At 43.1% G+C, this 18,070-nt stretch carries 19 protein-coding genes; 4 read left to right on the plus strand and 15 right to left on the minus strand.

Annotated elements, in window-relative coordinates; genetic code table 11:
- Positions 1 to 141 precede the first annotated feature (141 nt).
- The 8 genes from ACXACS_RS15470 to ACXACS_RS15505 all read right to left on the minus strand — a co-directional run bounded on the left by ACXACS_RS15470 (position 142) and on the right by ACXACS_RS15505 (position 8,961).
- Positions 142 to 1,482 carry a sigma 54-interacting transcriptional regulator gene (locus ACXACS_RS15470; RefSeq protein WP_269916126.1) on the minus strand — a complete coding sequence of 447 codons (1,341 nt, stop codon included), beginning with the start codon at positions 1,480 to 1,482 and terminating at the stop codon, positions 142 to 144.
- Entirely contained in the window at positions 1,479 to 2,063 is a 585-nt protein-coding gene (locus ACXACS_RS15475; RefSeq protein ID WP_474807892.1) for a hypothetical protein, read from the minus strand. Before ACXACS_RS15475 ends, ACXACS_RS15470 begins: the two co-directional genes overlap by 4 nt.
- 1 nt (position 2,064) lies before the next feature.
- Entirely contained in the window at positions 2,065 to 3,462 is a 1,398-nt protein-coding gene (locus ACXACS_RS15480; protein WP_474807894.1) for a sensor histidine kinase, read from the minus strand.
- A gap of 62 nt (positions 3,463 to 3,524) precedes the next feature.
- Positions 3,525 to 3,806: an EF-hand domain-containing protein gene (locus ACXACS_RS15485; RefSeq protein ID WP_474807895.1), complete on the minus strand. Its 282-nt coding sequence runs from the start codon at positions 3,804 to 3,806 to the stop codon at positions 3,525 to 3,527.
- Between the two features lie 300 nt (positions 3,807 to 4,106).
- The gene (locus ACXACS_RS15490; RefSeq protein WP_474807896.1) at positions 4,107 to 6,176 is read right to left on the minus strand and encodes a putative bifunctional diguanylate cyclase/phosphodiesterase; all 2,070 of its coding nucleotides are present in this window, start codon (positions 6,174 to 6,176) and stop codon (positions 4,107 to 4,109) included.
- 162 nt (positions 6,177 to 6,338) lie between these two features.
- Positions 6,339 to 6,782 (minus strand): tellurite resistance TerB family protein, encoded by a 444-nt coding sequence (locus ACXACS_RS15495; protein WP_474807898.1) that lies wholly within the window; start codon positions 6,780 to 6,782, stop codon positions 6,339 to 6,341.
- A 176-nt stretch (positions 6,783 to 6,958) separates the two neighbouring features.
- Entirely contained in the window at positions 6,959 to 8,635 is a 1,677-nt protein-coding gene (locus ACXACS_RS15500; protein WP_474807900.1) for a SpoIIE family protein phosphatase, read from the minus strand.
- A 20-nt stretch (positions 8,636 to 8,655) separates the two neighbouring features.
- Complete coding sequence (locus tag ACXACS_RS15505; protein WP_179982820.1) at positions 8,656 to 8,961, minus strand: STAS domain-containing protein; 306 nt, start codon at positions 8,959 to 8,961, stop codon at positions 8,656 to 8,658.
- Between the two features lie 170 nt (positions 8,962 to 9,131).
- Here ACXACS_RS15505 and yciH point away from each other — a divergent pair, with 170 nt between their 5' ends.
- The 3 genes from yciH (at position 9,132) to pheA (ending at position 11,814) form a co-directional block, all read left to right on the plus strand.
- A complete protein-coding gene (gene yciH, locus ACXACS_RS15510) occupies positions 9,132 to 9,464 on the plus strand; it encodes a stress response translation initiation inhibitor YciH (protein ID WP_269916119.1) in 333 nt (110 codons plus the stop codon).
- A gap of 60 nt (positions 9,465 to 9,524) precedes the next feature.
- Positions 9,525 to 10,325 carry a response regulator gene (locus ACXACS_RS15515; RefSeq protein ID WP_118489812.1) on the plus strand — a complete coding sequence of 267 codons (801 nt, stop codon included), beginning with the start codon at positions 9,525 to 9,527 and terminating at the stop codon, positions 10,323 to 10,325.
- Positions 10,326 to 10,632: 307 nt separating this feature from the next.
- Complete coding sequence (pheA, locus tag ACXACS_RS15520; protein WP_474807903.1) at positions 10,633 to 11,814, plus strand: prephenate dehydratase; 1,182 nt, start codon at positions 10,633 to 10,635, stop codon at positions 11,812 to 11,814.
- A gap of 48 nt (positions 11,815 to 11,862) precedes the next feature.
- Here pheA and tyrA read toward each other — a convergent pair whose 3' ends face one another.
- The 3 genes from tyrA to ACXACS_RS15535 all read right to left on the minus strand — a co-directional run bounded on the left by tyrA (position 11,863) and on the right by ACXACS_RS15535 (position 14,637).
- A complete protein-coding gene (gene tyrA, locus ACXACS_RS15525) occupies positions 11,863 to 13,017 on the minus strand; it encodes a bifunctional chorismate mutase/prephenate dehydrogenase (protein ID WP_474807905.1) in 1,155 nt (384 codons plus the stop codon).
- A 75-nt stretch (positions 13,018 to 13,092) separates the two neighbouring features.
- Positions 13,093 to 14,181, minus strand: a complete 1,089-nt coding sequence (locus tag ACXACS_RS15530) for a 3-deoxy-7-phosphoheptulonate synthase (RefSeq protein ID WP_474807907.1) — start codon at positions 14,179 to 14,181, stop codon at positions 13,093 to 13,095.
- A 258-nt stretch (positions 14,182 to 14,439) separates the two neighbouring features.
- On the minus strand, positions 14,440 to 14,637 hold the full coding sequence (locus tag ACXACS_RS15535) for a hypothetical protein (RefSeq protein ID WP_474807909.1): 198 nt from the start codon (positions 14,635 to 14,637) through the stop codon (positions 14,440 to 14,442).
- A gap of 179 nt (positions 14,638 to 14,816) precedes the next feature.
- Here ACXACS_RS15535 and ACXACS_RS15540 point away from each other — a divergent pair, with 179 nt between their 5' ends.
- Complete coding sequence (locus ACXACS_RS15540) at positions 14,817 to 15,533, plus strand: enoyl-CoA hydratase/isomerase family protein (protein ID WP_474807910.1); 717 nt, start codon at positions 14,817 to 14,819, stop codon at positions 15,531 to 15,533.
- Between the two features lie 88 nt (positions 15,534 to 15,621).
- Here ACXACS_RS15540 and ACXACS_RS15545 read toward each other — a convergent pair whose 3' ends face one another.
- From ACXACS_RS15545 to rimM, 4 genes are all read right to left on the minus strand, one after another.
- Positions 15,622 to 16,272 (minus strand): trimeric intracellular cation channel family protein, encoded by a 651-nt coding sequence (locus ACXACS_RS15545; protein WP_474807912.1) that lies wholly within the window; start codon positions 16,270 to 16,272, stop codon positions 15,622 to 15,624.
- A gap of 129 nt (positions 16,273 to 16,401) precedes the next feature.
- Positions 16,402 to 16,761: a 50S ribosomal protein L19 gene (rplS, locus tag ACXACS_RS15550; RefSeq protein WP_024015986.1), complete on the minus strand. Its 360-nt coding sequence runs from the start codon at positions 16,759 to 16,761 to the stop codon at positions 16,402 to 16,404.
- Between the two features lie 18 nt (positions 16,762 to 16,779).
- The gene (gene trmD, locus ACXACS_RS15555) at positions 16,780 to 17,541 is read right to left on the minus strand and encodes a tRNA (guanosine(37)-N1)-methyltransferase TrmD (protein WP_334057805.1); all 762 of its coding nucleotides are present in this window, start codon (positions 17,539 to 17,541) and stop codon (positions 16,780 to 16,782) included.
- Positions 17,542 to 18,063, minus strand: a complete 522-nt coding sequence (gene rimM / locus ACXACS_RS15560) for a ribosome maturation factor RimM (protein ID WP_179982811.1) — start codon at positions 18,061 to 18,063, stop codon at positions 17,542 to 17,544. It lies immediately after the preceding gene.
- Between the last annotated feature and the right edge of the window lie 7 nt (positions 18,064 to 18,070).

An 18,070-nucleotide genomic window follows, 5' to 3' on the forward strand; every position in this document is an offset into this window, starting at 1 on the left:
CATATACATAACACCTAATATAAAGATAGTAGAATGTAAGTGGCTTACACCGTTTCCGTTCAAAAAATAAACTAAAGAATAATGCAGAAATAAAAACAGGGACTTTTAGCCCCTGTTAGTCAGTCACAATTTAAAACTGACTTATCTAAAATCAGCGGCATCTAAATCATGCTTTTTCATAAGTTTGTGCATATCCGTGCGGTTTCTACCTGCAAGCTCAGCAGCGCGCGTTACATTGCCATCTGTCATTTTAAGAAGCTTGTGAAGATATTGCTGTTCAAAAGCATCGCGAGCTTCTGTAAGCGTAGGCCAACTTTGCTTAGTAGCAGAAAGGGCTTGTTCGACCAAGTGCAAAGGGATAACAGGCGTTTGCGTTAAAGCTACGCATTGCTCAACCACATTCACAAGCTGGCGTACGTTACCCGGCCACGATGAGGTCACTAACTGCTGCATTGCATCGTCAGAGAACTGACTTACATTGACACCATGACGCTGTGCACTTTGCTGAAGCAGCGAGCGAGCCAAAAGTGGAATATCTTCACTACGCGATTTCAGAGATGGAAGCTTAAGGTTGACTACATTCAACCGGTAATACAAGTCTTCGCGGAAGGTGCCCTCTTCCATTTCTTTATGCAAGTCTTTGTGCGTTGCAGAAATAATACGTACATCAATATCTACATGTTTGCTGCTACCTACTGGACGAATTTGACGCTCTTGTAATGCACGCAGTAGTTTTACCTGCAGCGTCATTGGCATATCGCCAATTTCGTCTAGAAATAGCGTACCACCGTCGGCTTCCCTAAATAAGCCAGGGTGAGCTGCTACAGCACCGGTAAACGCGCCTTTGGCATGACCAAACAATTCAGATTCGAGTAAGTTTTCAGGCAGCGCACCACAGTTTATAGCCACAAATGGCTTGTCACTGCGGTTACTCGCTTTATGAATAGCATTAGCGAGCAACTCTTTACCTGTACCGCTTGCGCCACTAATAAGCACAGACACTTCACGCTGAGCAATGCGAAACGCTTGGTCAAGGACATTAAGCATTTCTGGTGAACGGGTAATAATGTCTTTTGCCCAATCCCCCGGCTGTGCAGCTTGAGATTGACTCAAGGCTTTTTGCAGCAATGCGCGTAATTCATCGTGATCAACGGGCTTCGGCAAGAAACCAAAAACACCGCGTTGAGTGGCAGCTACCGCATCTGCAATAGTGCCATGCGCCGTCATCAAGATAACAGGAATGTCTTTTCTAATTCCCATTATTTCTTCGAATAGGCTCAAACCGTCTAAACCCGGCATGCGTAGGTCGCTTAATACAACATCATAATTATCGTTCTGAAGTTTTCTCAGCGCCGATTGACCATCTTCCACTGCGGTCACATTGTACCCCTCGCCTTCAAGCCGAATGGTCAACAAACGCAATAAGCTTTTATCATCATCAACCAACAATAAGTTAGGGTTACTACTCGCCTTCTCGCTCACTGTTGTGTACTCCTGTTTTTATCCATCAGTGTTGCTTCTATTTGCAACAGTTCTTCTAATTTTTTACGCAGGTTAACGGCTTCTTGCTCTAGCGCCTTCACCTTCTCTCCACGAGATGTATTTTCTTGTTCCAACACCACCATTGCAGACTCAAGCTGCATTATCTGATTGTTTTGCGAAGCAGCAATAACATTAACTACTTCTTGGGCTTCTGCCGTGAATGTGCCCGCGATATCATTTAATGCTAGTTGTGCGCGCAACCTATCTTGATAAGGGGTATCAGTGGGTAGCGTTAAGATATAAGCATGAATAGTGTCAAACGCTGAATCCCCTAATGCTTTTAAAGCCTGCTTACGCTCCATCCAAGGTTGGTTGGCTGCTGCAATCCAAGTATTAAGCCAATAAGCCGCATCACAATTGTGTTCGAAAACTGGGGGCGGCTCGTTAAACAAACAGATACCACGTTCTATTTTTGTTACAGGTGTCACTTCTTCTGGCTCACCCGTGTTGCTGCTGTTTCTGGTTAAACTCTGACATCCTGTCAGTACCAGTAAGGCAACAATTAAACCACTTATTCTCATTTTATTTTTCCTGTTGCGGAATGGTCACTCTAAAGCAAACATCGGCATAGTCTACATCTACCACTTTTACATCACCATGCATTAGTCGAGCGCAATCGGCAACAATTGATAATCCTAACCCCGTTCCGATAACATTGTCGTTTCTCGGCTCGGTCCCGCGGATAAAAGGTTCAAACAGCGTGTGTACTGATTCCGGCGCTATGCGTTTTCCTCTGTTGGCGACATCCAGTACAAGGTTATCATTTTTGTTATAAAGGCTAATATTTATCGGTCGTCCAACTGCTCCGTGTGCTACAGCATTGGACACTAGATTATCAAGTATTCTTCTGAATAATTCCTCGTCTACATGTATTGAAGGTGAGGAAATATTTACGTCTACCTCTCTATCTTGAATGGCAAGGGCGTAATCCTCTAAACAGGCATCAACTAATTTATTTGCATTACTTTCTACAATTTTAGGCTGTGCTTGTTGTAGTAGCAGATTGTAGTCGAGTAGTTTCTCAACCAAAGTATTGAGACGCTGGGTACTTGCAGTAAGTAATGACAAAACTTCTCGTTGAGCGTTATTCAATTCGCCTACCACGTTCTCTGACAACAAACTGCAGCCTTCTTTAATGCTTGCTAGGGGTGTTTTTAGTTCGTGTGCGGCATGTCTTAAAAGTGCGGTTCTGATGTGCTCCAGCTGTTGCAAACGCTCATAAAGCCAATGCAAATCTTTTTCTACATCAATAAGTTCCCTAGGTGCCTGCTTAGACAATGGCGGAAGCTGACCATCGCTATGTGCCATGATCCGAATAATTTTTTTGAGGTTATTAACGGGGTTTACAATCAGTTGGCTTCCCATCAATATGAGGAGTAGCGACACACTAACCAGCATTGCGGTAGACCATGCCTGTTTCGCCTGCATGGCGTTTAAGTCGTCTTGTTGTACTTTAACCCGCTCTGTAATGGCCGCTTCTACATCGTCGCGCAGCTGGTCGATACTATCTCCTACTGATGCTAAATACGCATTGAGCAGCAGCTGATCTTCAATGGCACGGTATTCAGCGAGTTGATTAAGCTGCTCAGATAAACGGGAACAGGTTGCTGGCACGGAAAGCGCCTGACACAAGTTATCGGCCGCCACAGCAAACTGGTCTATGGCATTATCAGAGAGCTGCGCCACCCTGTCGTTACGTAAAACGGCAAACTGTCTGATGCTGCGCTCAACATCCACCACTGCATTGTCCAGACGTTGCATATCACTTACGACATCCACTACAAAGCGTGTTTCAAGGGTAGTCATTTGACCTACCTTGGCTAAGTCGCTTTGGCTCTGCCAAAGAAGCGCAATAAGGGGAATAAGGGCCAGTACAAAACTTCCTAACGTTAACTGCCTCAGTGAACCAAGTTGTACCAAGCGCTCACCAAACGATACCTTGTTTATCAGAACCCTACCCTCATTGATGTTGATATTCTTATCTACTCACTCGCGGTGAGCTTTTTGTTACCTGGCGTAAGCTCGCTCTTTGCCAACTCGGCTTCGGAAAGCTTACCGTCTTCATTATCGTCAATCAGCCCAAAGTTTCGCAGTAGTTCTGTGTGTCTTACTGCTTCTTTAAGTGAAATAAGACCATCTTTGTCTATATCTAATTTCTGCATAAGTGTGCGCGCTGGTGTAGCATGCGCTTCGGCTACTGAAACAGCTTGTACCGCAGCAACGGCACAAAGTGCTAAAAAAAGTTTTTCGAGACGTTTCATCATGAATCCTCCGCTAAACGCTTTCTAAAATCCTTCTCAATTCACCAATGTCTATCCTATGGATTCTTCCACCAAAGAATAGTTAAGGCATATGGATATTACCATTAGTCTTCGATTAACCACATCATTAGTACATCGAAACTTGCTATGCGATTTTCAGGCCATAATAAAAAAGCATTACAATTCAAAATTTTAAGAGAATGCCGAACTTTTAATGTGGGTAACTCATGGACAGGTGTTGCAATAAAGAAACACTGGTAGTAAGTGCATGTCGGCAACAATACCGACATACATATTTTAGCATCAGCTAAACTGTTCAGCTTTAAAATGGCAAGGAGAAGTAACAAGGTCATTGATGGGAATAGGTTTGCTGAACATAAAACCCTGAACATTATCGCAGCCGTGCTCTATCAGATAATGCCATTGTTCAAGGTTTTCTATCCCTTCAGCGCAAACTGAAAGTGATAGGCGTTTTGCCAAATCGATAATAGCGCCTGTTACTAGTCGGCTGCGTTCTGAAGATTGAAGCTCCATCACAAACTGCCTGTCTACTTTGAGGGTATCTATATTGATTTGAGTGAGATAACTCAAAGACGAATAACCGGTACCAAAGTCATCAAGCGCGATAGCACATCCCATGTTACTAATGCGTCTGAAAAACTTATTGGAAAGGGAGAAGTTTTCAAGATAAGCACTTTCGGTAACTTCAAATTCGATATTCTCGGGGTTTACGTCATAGAGCGCAAAAGTATTGTAGATATAATCGAACAGTTGATTGCTTCTCAAATCATGACCGGATAGATTAATAGAAGCCCTAAAAGCTCCCTTTGCCCAGCGCTTGAGGTCAGGCATATCCATGCAAACACGACTGATAACCCATTGCGTAATGGCAGTGATCTTCCCGCCTTGCTCTGCGATAGGAATAAACTCGTTTGGCATGACAAGGCCAAACTCAGGATGCTGCCAACGAATCAATGCCTCAACGCCAATTACGTTACCGTTGTTGTTTACTTTTACTTGGTAATAAACAACAAACTCATCGTTGGTTATACCTTGTTCAATACCATTGGCTAGATGCAGTTTACGCTTGTGAGATTCCACCATATCCGGCGTAAATAATGTGTAACTTCCCCTTCCCTTTGCTTTTGAACGATACATGGCTAAGTCAGCGTTACTCATAAGTTCACTTAAATCGTATCCTGCATCAGAAGCAGTAGCCACACCAACACTCAACCCTACGGTAAGCGAGAGTCCCCTGAGCTCAAAGGGCTCGTCGAATGCTGTAATTAGTCGCGTTGCTAAACGCTTTGCTTGATCTGCAGTCGCATCTCTATCTGGGAGGACTAAAAACTCGTCGCCGCCTAAACGAGCAAACAAGTCACCGTCTCTAAGTAAACACTGCACCCTATCTGCAACTTCTATCAAAATAAGGTCGCCGGTTTCGTGTCCTAGCGAATCATTTATCCCTTTGAAGCCATCAAGATCGAAAAATAGCAACAATAGATCTTCGTCATTTCTTTTTGCTCGGGCTAATTCCAGTCTTAAATTATCAAGAACAAACTGTCTGTTAGGTAACCCTGTCAAACTATCGAAATTCGCAAGGCGAGACATCGTCTCTTGCTGGTCGACCAAGGTTTGTTTTTGTTCAAAGTTCACCAGTAACTCAACTTCGATAGCATCTAATAAGCTATTAATATTAGTGGCAATCTGGCCTATCTCATTAGATGAGTTTATTGAGCTTCGTAGCGCGTAATCTTTGGTTTCAAACACGTCTTGTGTAAACCGCCCTAACGAGGCCAAAGGTGAAATTAATCGGGATATTATGAAAATACATACGCCAGTACACAATAGCCAAAGTGCTATAAAAACTGGTATTTGTTCTAAAAACTGCCGAGCACTATTTGTTGTTTGAACCTTGGTGGTGTCAGCGTAAATAACAATGTGCCCCATGGGATAAAGGCTACTACCAACAATTTGATGGCCAACAATGACACCTTCGTATTGGTTTATACCATAAGGAACACTTTGAGGTGTTTTGGGCACCGCAGGGTCGCTTATTTCAAGCACTCTTTCGGGTTGAATTGCAGAAATAACATTATAGTTATTGTCGTAAAGGGCTGCCGATAAAACATTTTCATGTTCTTTTGCGGGTTGAAACAGCGAAGAGAGTAGAGCGTCGTTACCAGGATTTCTTTCCATCATCACTGATAGTTGTAGCGCAAGAGAATTACTTAAAGCGGCGGTGTTGTTTTTAACAACCTCAATTACAGTTTCGCTATTATCTGATTTATTAACCATAGCGATTGAGATGGATAAAACTGCCGAGGATAAGGCAACAGCAAACCCAATGGAGACTTTCAATGTTTTCAACACAAGTGTGTCCTTGCTTACTACTTTGATTAAAGCGGTACATGCAAGGATAACAATCCCCTTAACACAGCCACTTTTTATTATTCTAGCTGCAATAGTATGTCACGGACTCAAGAATTAAAAATAGATTTTTAAAGGTATTGATTTCAATGCACTAGACATTAATTATTTTGTACCTTCAACGACTTCGAGCTTTGTTTTGATGAACTGGCTGTGAGGGACATACAATAAATCGGCGATTTGTCGTATTGTACTTTCTTCCAGCGGCGCTAGGGAATTATCGGCGTACGCGATAACCCAAAGGCTTTTAATTACACTAACTTTTTCCTCCGCGGAATAATGATTATTAAGAACCTGAGTAAAGTGAACAAGGTCCACTGCATCATCCGCTGTTTGGTGCCCTCGCTGCAGCAAAAGCTCCATTGCCTCATCATCGACATTTACCAGGCATTTAAGCTGCTTTTCATATGCTTCTTTTTCCGTATCGGTCACCTGATTATCTGCATTGACCAATTCGCTAAGTAAGGCAGCAGTGGCAAGTTCGATGGTATAGGCAGGTTCCGCTTTTTTGTGTGACTCTTCAAAGAGTTTAAGAAATGATTTCAGCATAAGCCCTCAGGTTTAAAGTTATGGCAACACAGTTTTTACTAAAGGAAACTGAGTATTTAGCTAATTCATACTAAGTGGAAGGAGATTTCGATTAGTTGCTGTATTCTTTAGATAACTCTAGGGGGAGGCTATATAAACCACGCTAACAATACTAAAGGCGTATAACTAGCCATAGGCTAATTTCGGGTACTTAGCAGACAGAGAACTTTGCTTCCGTTATTTTCAAACCATACTCTTTCGCAAAGGGCATTGATAAGGGGAATGCCTCGACCGTAACACTCGTCATTAGATGAACGTGTTCCTGCTAAATGATTTTTATCTTCCCATTGGAACCCTTGCCCACTGTCCTCAACCGAGATCAGCACTTCGCCTTTCATGGGTAAGGACTCGACTCTGATGATAATGTGCCCATGTTCCAACACTTTTAATGACGCTTCGCGTTTTTCGTAATACTGTTGAAAGCCTCCGCTATCACGCTTCAGTTTTGAATTTAAGTTTAGGATACCGTGCTCAAGTGCATTATTGAATAATTCGGATAAAACCGTGTACACAATGGAGCGAATACCTTGAATCCCCTCACATTGTCCGGTTAATTGCAGTACACGAGGCAGAACATCGGGTTCCTTTAGATGTTTTGCGTCTAGAACAACTTCATGTATTGAGGGGAAACTACTTTCGACTTGGCTTTGTACCGGCATCTTTATTGGTTTTGAAGTAAATACAACCAAGGTCACATCATCATGAAATTTAGATGTCGTAAAGTGTGCTTTGGCTCGGTCAAATAAAGACTTTGCCTTGATAGCGCCGTTCTCCGTCATTTGTTCTTTTATTATCTCGACTAACCCTTCTTCTAACAACATATCACCATTGCCGTTGGCAATTTCTATAAGCCCGTCGCTGCATACAACTAATTGCTCGTTATGCCCCAAGTTGATCGTGTCAGTATCCGTATTTAGTTCATGTTCCTCCAAAATACCCAAGGCCATATGGCGAGAAGAAAACTTACGCAACGCCATATTTGTTTTAGCGGGAATAATCACTGCAGGCATCCCGCCCTGCCATAAGTTTATACGATTCCCTTGAGCATTAATTTCACCAATCACTGACGCCATAAACATGTCACTGGGTAAAAACCTGATGAGTATTTGATTTAGTTCACTCACTATTTCAGATACAGATACGCCTTGCTGACTTAACTCTTGAAACGCACGTGTTACAGGCAGTGCGCCAATGGCCGAGGCAAGACCATGACCGGTAAAGTCTCCCACGACGAAATAAATACCACCGCTTGGGCTTGCCTCACAAAGAAACAAGTCTCCGTTAAAGGTTTCAGCAGGTTTTAGGAAACAGTCGAAGTGAGCCTGCACTTCCGGGCGATTAACAATAGCATGACTGAATATGTGTTCTACGATGGAGTGTTCGCGCGCCACCCGTTGGTTGAAGAGTCGCAGTGTCTTGTTTTGTTCTTCAACGTATTCACTGAGCGCGCGTATTTTTAAATGCGCTCGAATTTTTGCTATTAAAATATGACGGTCGAAAGGTTTAGTTGCAAAATCATTGCCTCCTACTTCCAAACAGCGTACTAAACTGTCTTTATCTTCTAAAGCCGTGATAAAAAGAATGGGAAGATAAGGGCCTTTTGCGAGTTGTCGAATTTTAGGCGCAACATCGAAGCCTGACAGACCAGGCATAACCACATCAAGCAGCACGAGATCTGGCTGCTCCTCAATAAACTTTTCAATCGCCTCTACGCCATTAACGGCTTCTACGCATTTTTTATAGCCTGCGTTGTAAAGCATGTTAGTCAATAAAGTACGGTTGATTGCCTCATCATCAACAATAAGGATTTTCAAAAGAGGGTCCTTTCTACAGGCTATTTAATGTCGAACTTCTTATCGAACCGAGATATTTTGAGGATCTTAGCCACTTGGGGTCTGGCATTTTCAATGCTGTACGTAAGCGTTCTTTCGGCTAGCGTTTTTTGCATATTCAACAACATGCCTAAGGCTGAGCTATCCATATACTCTGTACGAGACAGGTCAACAGTGATATGACTCACATCATTGTTAAGCTCACTGTAGGCGTTTCTAAAGTCTTCTACTTTGCTGAAGTCGAACTTTGTACCCACATCTATAACTAATACTTTCCCTTGATTCTGATAGCTTGACGTTATTTCCATATGCTTTCCTTAAAATGTCAGCAGAAATGCTTCAATACATGCTTTTATCTTTGCTATCCTTATTCTAGTTGAACTTTTCTACATCGCCATCGAAGGCTAATTAAACTTTCGTATGATTACACTTTGTTTAGTGTATTAAAGATGGTTTTACAGGATTTATTGAGGTATTTATGCAAGATTGGCAAGACGCTCTTTTGGTTTACAGCACACAGAGCGGCAAAATAAAGCCTGAGCAAAAAGCTGAGCAACGGTCAGTGTCTACTGACGGCGTAGTTCGTATTCATCGAGAAACAAAAGGTCGCAAAGGGAAAGGCGTGTCATTAATTAAAGGGCTGGATCTTCCTTCGGATGAATTAAAGAAATTAGGCTCAGAATTAAAAAAGAAATGCGGTTGCGGCGGAGCAGTCAAAGAAGGAGTCATTGAGGTTCAAACCGATGACAGAGAAAAACTGCGATCGCTACTTACCGATAAAGGGTACAAAGTTAAGCTTGCTGGTGGTTAGCGATAAAAACTACCGGTTCGCTCTCACTTTTTCATAAACATATAACAAAAAGAGTCTGAAATGGAAAAGCTGTCAATTTCTGATTTACATATTATTTTGGTTGAGCCTTCTGATACACAACGAAAAATTATTACTACGTTGCTGTTAAAGGAAAACGTTAAGGAAATTGACCCAGTCAGTACCCTTTCCGAAGCCCGTTCTGCGGTTAAAGCTCATGGCGCCGATTTAATTGTAAGTGCGATGTACTATGAAGATGGAACCGCACTAGAACTTCTTAAATTCATCAAAGAAGATGATGAATTTAAGAGTATTCCATTTATGCTGGTATCTAGTGAAAACCGATTGAGCAAGTTAGAAGAGTTTAAACAAGCAGGTGTTGCCGCTATCCTTCCCAAACCGTTTGAGCCTCTTCACTTGTCTCGTGCGCTAAATGCTAGCCTTGACCTTATAAACCACGATGAATTAGAACTCGATTTATTCGACGTACACGATGTTCGAGTGCTGCTAGTTGATGACAGCAAGCTTGCAAGGAATCACATTAGACGCGTGCTTGAAGGAATGGGGCTACAGCGAATTCAAGAGGCAGAAAATGGTGCCGCAGCACTTACTTTGATAAAAGACCAAGCTTTCGATCTCGTTGTGACTGACTACAACATGCCAGAAATGGATGGTCGAGAGTTATCTGAGTTCATTCGTTTTAACCCAGAAACTACCCACATTCCTATTATTATGGTAACGTCTGAATCGGCAGATAGCGCACACATGGCAAACATCCAGCAAACTGGAGTCAATGCGTTATGCGACAAGCCGTTTGAGCCAAATGAAGTGCGCCAAATGCTCTCTGCACTTCTAGGTAACTAGCTTTCACTGAAGCTTATAAAAGCTATGGCCGCATGTCACAAAAGGTTAGCGATTTGCGGCAAACTTATTTCTAGCTCTTTTTCAAGTCCCTCATATCAAAAACAACTATACATTTCGTAAAAATGAGTTGACACAAATAGGGCTTCAACATACATTCATGGTTATGAAACAGAATATAAAGCACGTAGCATTTTTCTTTTTTGCGTTTACATCCTTTAATTAGGGAGGCGCAGCTACATGCATGAAAACCTCCCTTTAGGGAGGTTTTTTTTTAGCAACATTTTTACACGACTCACACGGGAACCCTATGTCAGACAATGCACTAGATACTGTTAGAGAGCGCATTACCGCTTTAGACAGTGAATTACTCACACTACTCTCGGAACGCAGAAAATTAACCAACGAAGTTGCTGAGACAAAGATAAAGCATCACATCCCTGTGAGAGATCAAAAGCGTGAAGAACAGCTATTAGTTCGCCTAATAAAAGAAGGGCAAGATATCGGCTTAGACCCTCATTATGTAACACAGATTTTTCATGTCATTATCGAAGACTCTGTTTTAAATCAACAAGCTATGCTTGCAGAGCGCGCTAACCCTGGCAGCACCCTGCCATTGAACCGCGTGGCATTTTTAGGCGATAAGGGCTCTTATTCATATTTAGCTACGCAGAAGTATTTCTCACGCAGACCTGGCGAACTGCTTGAAATTGGCTGTCAAAGCTTCGCTGAAATTGTTCACAAAGTTGAAAGCACAGAAGCCGATTACGCAGTTTTGCCTATAGAAAATACAACATCAGGCAGTATCAATGAAGTGTACGACCAGCTGCAGCATACTCAGCTAAGTATTATCGGCGAGCTTACCCACCCAATTCGACATACCTTATTGGTGGGAACGAACACAAGTATAGATAAGATTAAGACGCTTTATGCGCATCCACAGGTATTTACCCAATGCAGCCACTTCTTAGCGGAACTCGGTAACGTTGAAGTGAAAACCATGGATAGTACTAGCTCTGCCATGTTGACGGTTAGCGAGCTAAAACGCGACGATGTTGCTGCTATAGGAAGCGAAGCTGGCGGAAATCTTTACGGCCTTATGGCAATTAAGAGTAATTTGGCCAACCAAAAGGAAAACCATAGTCGCTTTATCGTTGTGGCACGTAATCCGGTTGTGGTGCCTTTACAGGTGCCGGCTAAAACTACGCTTGTTATGTCTACCGTTCAAAAGCCGGGGGCTCTTGTTGAAGCGCTGCTCGTGCTTCGAGAAAACAGCATAAATATGACTAAGCTCGAGTCTCGCCCGATGCCTGGTAACCCGTGGGAAGAAATGTTTTACATTGATGTGGAAGGAAACGTAGAAGACGGCCCCGTACAAAATGCCTTGGATGCATTGCGAGGTATTACGCGCTACATCAAAGTGCTGGGATGTTACCCAAGTGAGGAAATTAGCCCAACTAAAGTGGCAGCGGCAAGCGCATTGACAAACTAATGCAAAAAAGGCGAGCTCATTGCTCGCCTTCTTATTCATTCTTTTAGTTTACTTATCTCTTAGAAGTTGACCATCATCAGCCTTCAATAACATTTGTTTGCTATCTACTAAGCACTTCTTCGCATAATCTCCAAACCATGCTCCAACTTTCATAAACTGCTCGACAAACCCTTTTTTGTCTCCGTTTTCAAGTAACGATAAGGCGATACCAAAGCGCTCGTAAAAACGACGTAGCAGTGCAAAGTTGTCAGGGTTGTTAAAGATGATATCAGCATAGAGCTGCGGGGACTGGGCAAACAGTCTTCCAACCATTGCTAGCTCTAACCGATAAATAGGTGAGCTAAACATGGTCAGGGATTCAAGGTTAGGATCTTCACCTTTCAAATGTTGCCCGTATACAAAGGTGTTGAAGTGGCGCATGACCTGAATATAGGCCATAGCTTGATCGTGCTCTTGTGCGCTCGAGTCGTGAACTGTGGCACCCCAAATTCGCATTTGTTCAATCAGCCAACTGTACTTGTCGCTGTCACGACCATCACACACTACGACTACCTGCTTAATCATGCCTGGCGCATCTGGGCCAAACATAGGGTGTAACCCAACGACAGGGCCACTGTGTACGGCAAGCATCGCCTCTAAAGGCTTAGCTTTAATACTGGTTATATCTGCGAGCACACAATCTTTTGGTAGCATAGTTAGCTTGCTGATCACGGCTTCTGTTAAGTTTATAGGTACAGCTACGACGACCAATGAAGCATAACTTAACAAAGATGCTGCCCTACCACTTTCCCAGTCGTCTTTTTCCACAACTGAAACATTGTAGTTACTTCGTTCGAACAAGCTCACAAACACACGACCAAGCGCCCCTGCTCCACCTATGACAACAACGTTGTCGACATCAGGTTTCACACAGCGGTATTTGTTGTTCTGCGTATGGTAAGACTCTCGCATTACGCGGCGTAAAAGGTCTTCAGTAAGTTCGGGAGAAACCCCTAGCGCTTCAGCCTGAGCGCGGCGAGACGCGATCAACGCTTTCTCGCGCTCTGGCACGTAAACAGGCATGCCTGCTTGAGCCTTGATCTGGCCTACTTGGGTTGTGATTTGATTGCGTTTAGCAAGTAATTCGACAAGCTGGGAATCCAGCTCGTCGATACCTTCACGCAGCGTATCTAACTGTTTTAAGTGCTGCGATAAATCGGCCATTCTGTCTTATCCTTGAATCAAATGGCACGGGGCTTACGGGCAATATTTATATTGCCCATTAGGCGTCATTTCTTACTAGGCCACCGTGCGCTTATTTTGGCGTAAGGGTAACACAGTTATTAATTTATCTCTGGTTTGAGAGATTAAGTTTTCTGTTGTTTCCCAATCGATACAACCGTCTGTAATTGAAACTCCGTAGTCTAGTTCTTCGGGTTTCTTACCTTCCGCTTTTTGGTTACCGGGCTTCAAATGACTTTCCAGCATAACGCCAATGATAGACTGATTACCTTCTAGGATTTGATTTACCACGTTCTGCGCAACTAACGGCTGGCGGCGGTAATCTTTAGAAGAATTTGCATGGCTGCAATCAACCACTAACCCCGCAGTCAATCCAGCATCCTGAAGCTCGATTTCGCATTCTGATACACATACCGAATCGTAATTTGGCTGCTTACCACCGCGCAAAATGATATGGCCGTCTGGGTTACCACTGGTGCCGATAATGCTTACCTGCCCTTGCTTGTTAATTCCCATAAAACGGTGACCTGACGCCGCTGATTTCAGCGCGTTAATTGCAATATCAAGGCTACCATCTGTACCATTTTTAAAGCCCACTGGCATAGACAGACCACTGGCCATTTCGCGGTGAGTTTGTGATTCAGAAGTACGCGCACCAATAGCAGACCAACTAAATAGCTCAGCAAGGTATTGAGGGCTTATTGGATCTAGTGCTTCTGTAGCAACAGGCAATTCCAGCTCAGCTAACCAAATTAGAAGCTCTCTCGCTTTGCGAAGACCGGTTTCAATATCAAACGTACCATCAATATGAGGGTCATTAATTAAACCTTTCCAACCCGTTGTAGTGCGCGGCTTTTCAAAGTACACACGCATAACGATAAACAGCGTGTCTTTGCATGACTCATGAAGCTCTTTAAGCTTAAGCGCATACTCTTTGGCTGCTTCGATGTCGTGTATGGAGCATGGACCACACACTACGAGTAATCGGTGGTCGCGGCGATGAATAATATCTGAAACAATCTTTCTAGACTCAGAAATGGCCGCTAACGCTTTGTCTGATACAGGCAATTCAGCACTAAGCGCTTCTGGGGTAATAAGTACGTCTTCTGTACTTACGTGAACATTATTTACGGTGTCCTTGATCATGGGAGTTCTCTTACTCTCTTAACTACAAATAAAAACGGAAAATTAAACGCCAAAAGAGTGTGCAATCTGCATGTAAACTTTATTGTACAACCAGCTTTTTCTATATTTCTTTAACGTCATTGACTTTTTAACAACTTACGCATAATAGCGCAAGCAATAACGAATAATACTTTAATCTAGGGTAGATTCGAAGCAAATGAGCATGACTAAATGGCAATGCCCCATATTTAAAGCTCAAATTTTAATCGGCAGTGAGGTTTAATCCTTTTTACTTAGCTTCCCCATATTGTAAGCGTCACCCATAAGTACTTCACCAGCCATCGCACTCGATAATACTGCTATTACAAATAACATCTCTCTGGCATTCTCGATACCAGCAAAAAAGCTCCAAGCAGCAAACATCAACACCGATAATCCCAATTGGTTAGCAATGAATTTAATATATATTTTCTTCACTTTTGATCCCCGAAGAAGCCAAGCAAGCTTACGTTACTGATGCACATCTCCGTGCACCTTAAATTTATGCATCTTAAATTTATTTATCTCAGGTTATTGACGGGCATAAGTAAGCTAAATTTCTCATTTATTGGCTAGGTTTTGTATGATTGCCACAAAGGAATAATAACGAGAACACAATGCAACATTTAACCATCACCTATACTGGCGACGTAGCTACACTAACCATGACAGATGGTGAAAACCGCCATAACCCTGTATTTGCAAAAGAGATGCTTTCAGCTTTAGGTGCTATTAAAAGCAATGAAAGCTGTAAAGCACTGGTGATCACATCAAACGATGAGAAATGCTTTAGCTTAGGCATCGATACCGATTGGCTGATGCCGGCTATGAAAGCGGGTCGCACAGAAGAAATAAAGCAGTTCATGCATGACATGGACGATGTCTTTAAAACCCTGCTCCTCTACCCGCTTCCTGTTATCGCTGCCATCAATGGTCACGCCTTTGGCAATGGAGCAATTTTGGCGTGTGCTTGCGACTTTAGATTCATGCGCTCAGACAAAGGCTTCTTCTGTTTCCCTGAAGTAGACTTGTCTATTCCTTTTTTACCGGGAATGATTGAGTTTGTTAAAAAGGCGATGCCTTATTATCGGTTTAACGAAATGAAGCTTTCTGGAAGACGGGTTTCAGGTAAAGAGTTAGAGAAAGATCATGTAATAGAGAAGGCATATGATACACAGGAAAGCTTGCTGGAAGGTGCATTGAACTACGCAAAAACCTTTGATAAAAAGCGAGGTATATTTGGTGAGCACAAAAAACGACTGCACAAACATATTATTCACACTATAGACAGCGAAAATAAGCCACTTATTGAGGCGCTTTCTCTTATGGCTTAATTGTCTTTGAGGACGGGTATTACATTTAACAGGGCTATGTAAGCCAAGAGGTTAACATAGCCTTACGCAGTAATTTTTTTATATAAACTCATTTATCGTTAGTGTTTTTTTCTGAAAGCTTCGACGTCCTTTTTCTGAACAAGTCTACATTCACTCCCCAATGAAGTGATGCTATCCGCAGTAAAACGGTTACGCCAACTGAGCCTAAAATACACCAAATATAGGGGATATCTACTGCAAATAGCGCAGCATACGTCAGCCCCCCCGCAAAACAGGCGCTCGCATAGACATCTCCACGCATAACATAAGGCACTTCTCTGCACACCACGTCCCTCATCAAGCCACCAAAGATGCCTGTGGTCATTCCCATGGTTAAAGCGACAATCATCCCTGTACCGCTAATTAAGGCTTTTTCGATACCTATTACGTTAAATATAGCGAGCCCTATGGTATCAATCAGAATGAAGTAGAAATTTGAAGGGGATGGAAAATATCGTATCAATATCACAGTTACGAAGATCGCACTGTAAGTTGCTAGAATGTATTCGGAGGCTTCTACCCAGAATATCGGCTTTCCCAAAAGTAAGTCTCTTAGCGTACCTCCGCCAAGCGCCGTCATAACGCCCACTACCACTATTCCAAAACCGTTAATATTTTTCTCGTGTCCCAGCAGTGCACCTGATATGGCGAAGAAGGCAACACCCATAATGCCTAGCACAATAAAATATTCGGAAGTCATTCTACACTCTATTAAAAAACCTTAATGTATGTAATGGATAGAACAGGAAAAAGATCGAAATTCAGGCACAAAAAAGCCCGCTTGAAGCGGGCTTTTTCGAAGTTAACAATAACGCAAGGATTAGTAATCTTAGTTAAGCTTCTCTTTGATACGTGCAGATTTACCTGAACGCTCACGTAGATAGTAAAGCTTAGCACGACGAACCGCACCGCGACGTTTAACTTCAATTGAAGAAACTGCCGGGCTGTGTGTTTGGAACACACGCTCAACGCCTTCGCCGCTAGAAATTTTACGCACGGTAAAAGACGAGTGCAGACCACGGTTACGCTTAGCGATAACAACACCTTCATATGCCTGAAGACGCTCTTTGTCACCTTCGGTAACGCGAACTTTAACAACTACTGTGTCACCTGGACCAAACGCAGGAACATCAGTCTTTAGCTGTGCTTCTTCGATTTTTTTGATGATATCTTGACTGACTTTGCTCATCATATCCTCTCGTCCTAGTTAACTGTCATCTTGCTGCAGTTGCGCTTGGAATAATTCAAGCAAACGCTGCTGCTCCTCAGTCAGAGCTAGGTGATTTAACAATTCAGGGCGACGCTGCCAGGTTCTACCTAATGATTGCATCAATCGCCACTGCCTAATTTTTTCATGGTCCCCACTTAACAACACATCAGGTACCTTTTGACCATCGAGTATTTCGGGCCGCGTATAGTGCGGACAATCCAAAAGACCGTCAGTGAAAGAATCTTCAACTGCTGAAGCTTTATGCCCCAACACGCCAGGAACTAATCGAGCAACCGCGTCCATAAGGACCATTGCTGGCAGTTCACCGCCGCTTAGCACGTAATCACCAATAGAGACTTCTTCATCTACATGGCTTTCAATTACTCGCTCGTCGATGCCTTCATATCGGCCGCAAATTAAAATTGTGCGGTCAATGTTAGCAAGGCGCTGTACGCCTGCTTGGTCAAGGGGTTTCCCTTGTGGTGATAAGTAGATCACCTTACTTTTTTCGCCACCCACTTTCTTGGCGGCTTGTATCGCGTCAGTTAGCGGTTTTACCATCATCAGCATACCGGGGCCGCCTCCGTAGGGGCGATCGTCTACTGTACGATGGCGATCATGTGTAAAGTCACGGGGGTTGAAGGTGTCAACCGATACCGTTCCAGACTTAACAGCTCGTCCTATCACACCCTGTTGGGTAAAAGGGGCAAACATATCTGGAAACAGGCTAACAACGCCAAACCACTTTTCCGGTGTCACTTAAAACCCCGGGTCCCAGTCAACTTTAATGACCTTCGCTTCTTTATCCACCTCTTGTACGACTTCGTCGAACACAAAAGGTAATAGTCTTTCTTTTTGACCAAAAGCATCGCCTACATTCGCTTTAACGTGGATCACGTCGTTAGCACCTGTATTAAACACTTCTTTCACCACACCCAAGTCGTAACCTTGCGTTGTTACCACTTTCATGCCGGTGAGCTCACGCCAATAAACCCCTTCGTCGCCTAAATCAGGCAGCTGTGAAGCATTTATGTTGATATCCAAGTTTTTGATGCGCTCGGCATCATCTCGACTATCAACGCCCACAATTTTTGCAACGAGGCTTTTACCGTGCGGTCGCCACTGGTCAATTTGGTATTCTTTTTCTTCGCCAAGAAACCATGGCGTGTACTCGAAAATACCTTCTGGCGTTTCTGTATAGCTGTTGATTTTGACCCAACCTTTAACACCGTACGGTGCGCCAATTTTGCCAACAATCACTTTGTCAGACGCTAGACTCATCTATACC

This window comes from Alteromonas sp. AWM4_230 (genome assembly GCF_056158305.1).

Excerpts from the sequence above, each read along its gene's own strand:
- pheA (WP_474807903.1), top strand. The coding sequence starts at position 10,633 with ATGTCAGACAATGCACTAGATACTGTTAGAGAGCGCATTACCGCTTTA.
- ACXACS_RS15475 (WP_474807892.1), bottom strand. The coding sequence starts at position 2,063 with ATGAGAATAAGTGGTTTAATTGTTGCCTTACTGGTACTGACAGGATGT.
- tyrA (WP_474807905.1), bottom strand. The coding sequence starts at position 13,017 with ATGGCCGATTTATCGCAGCACTTAAAACAGTTAGATACGCTGCGTGAA.
- rplS (WP_024015986.1), bottom strand. The coding sequence starts at position 16,761 with ATGAGCAAAGTCAGTCAAGATATCATCAAAAAAATCGAAGAAGCACAG.
- rimM (WP_179982811.1), bottom strand. The coding sequence starts at position 18,063 with ATGAGTCTAGCGTCTGACAAAGTGATTGTTGGCAAAATTGGCGCACCG.
- ACXACS_RS15530 (WP_474807907.1), bottom strand. The coding sequence starts at position 14,181 with ATGATCAAGGACACCGTAAATAATGTTCACGTAAGTACAGAAGACGTA.
- ACXACS_RS15545 (WP_474807912.1), bottom strand. The coding sequence starts at position 16,272 with ATGACTTCCGAATATTTTATTGTGCTAGGCATTATGGGTGTTGCCTTC.
- ACXACS_RS15540 (WP_474807910.1), top strand. The coding sequence starts at position 14,817 with ATGCAACATTTAACCATCACCTATACTGGCGACGTAGCTACACTAACC.
- yciH (WP_269916119.1), top strand. The coding sequence starts at position 9,132 with ATGCAAGATTGGCAAGACGCTCTTTTGGTTTACAGCACACAGAGCGGC.
- ACXACS_RS15505 (WP_179982820.1), bottom strand. The coding sequence starts at position 8,961 with ATGGAAATAACGTCAAGCTATCAGAATCAAGGGAAAGTATTAGTTATA.
- ACXACS_RS15495 (WP_474807898.1), bottom strand. The coding sequence starts at position 6,782 with ATGCTGAAATCATTTCTTAAACTCTTTGAAGAGTCACACAAAAAAGCG.
- ACXACS_RS15485 (WP_474807895.1), bottom strand. The coding sequence starts at position 3,806 with ATGATGAAACGTCTCGAAAAACTTTTTTTAGCACTTTGTGCCGTTGCT.
- ACXACS_RS15515 (WP_118489812.1), top strand. The coding sequence starts at position 9,525 with ATGGAAAAGCTGTCAATTTCTGATTTACATATTATTTTGGTTGAGCCT.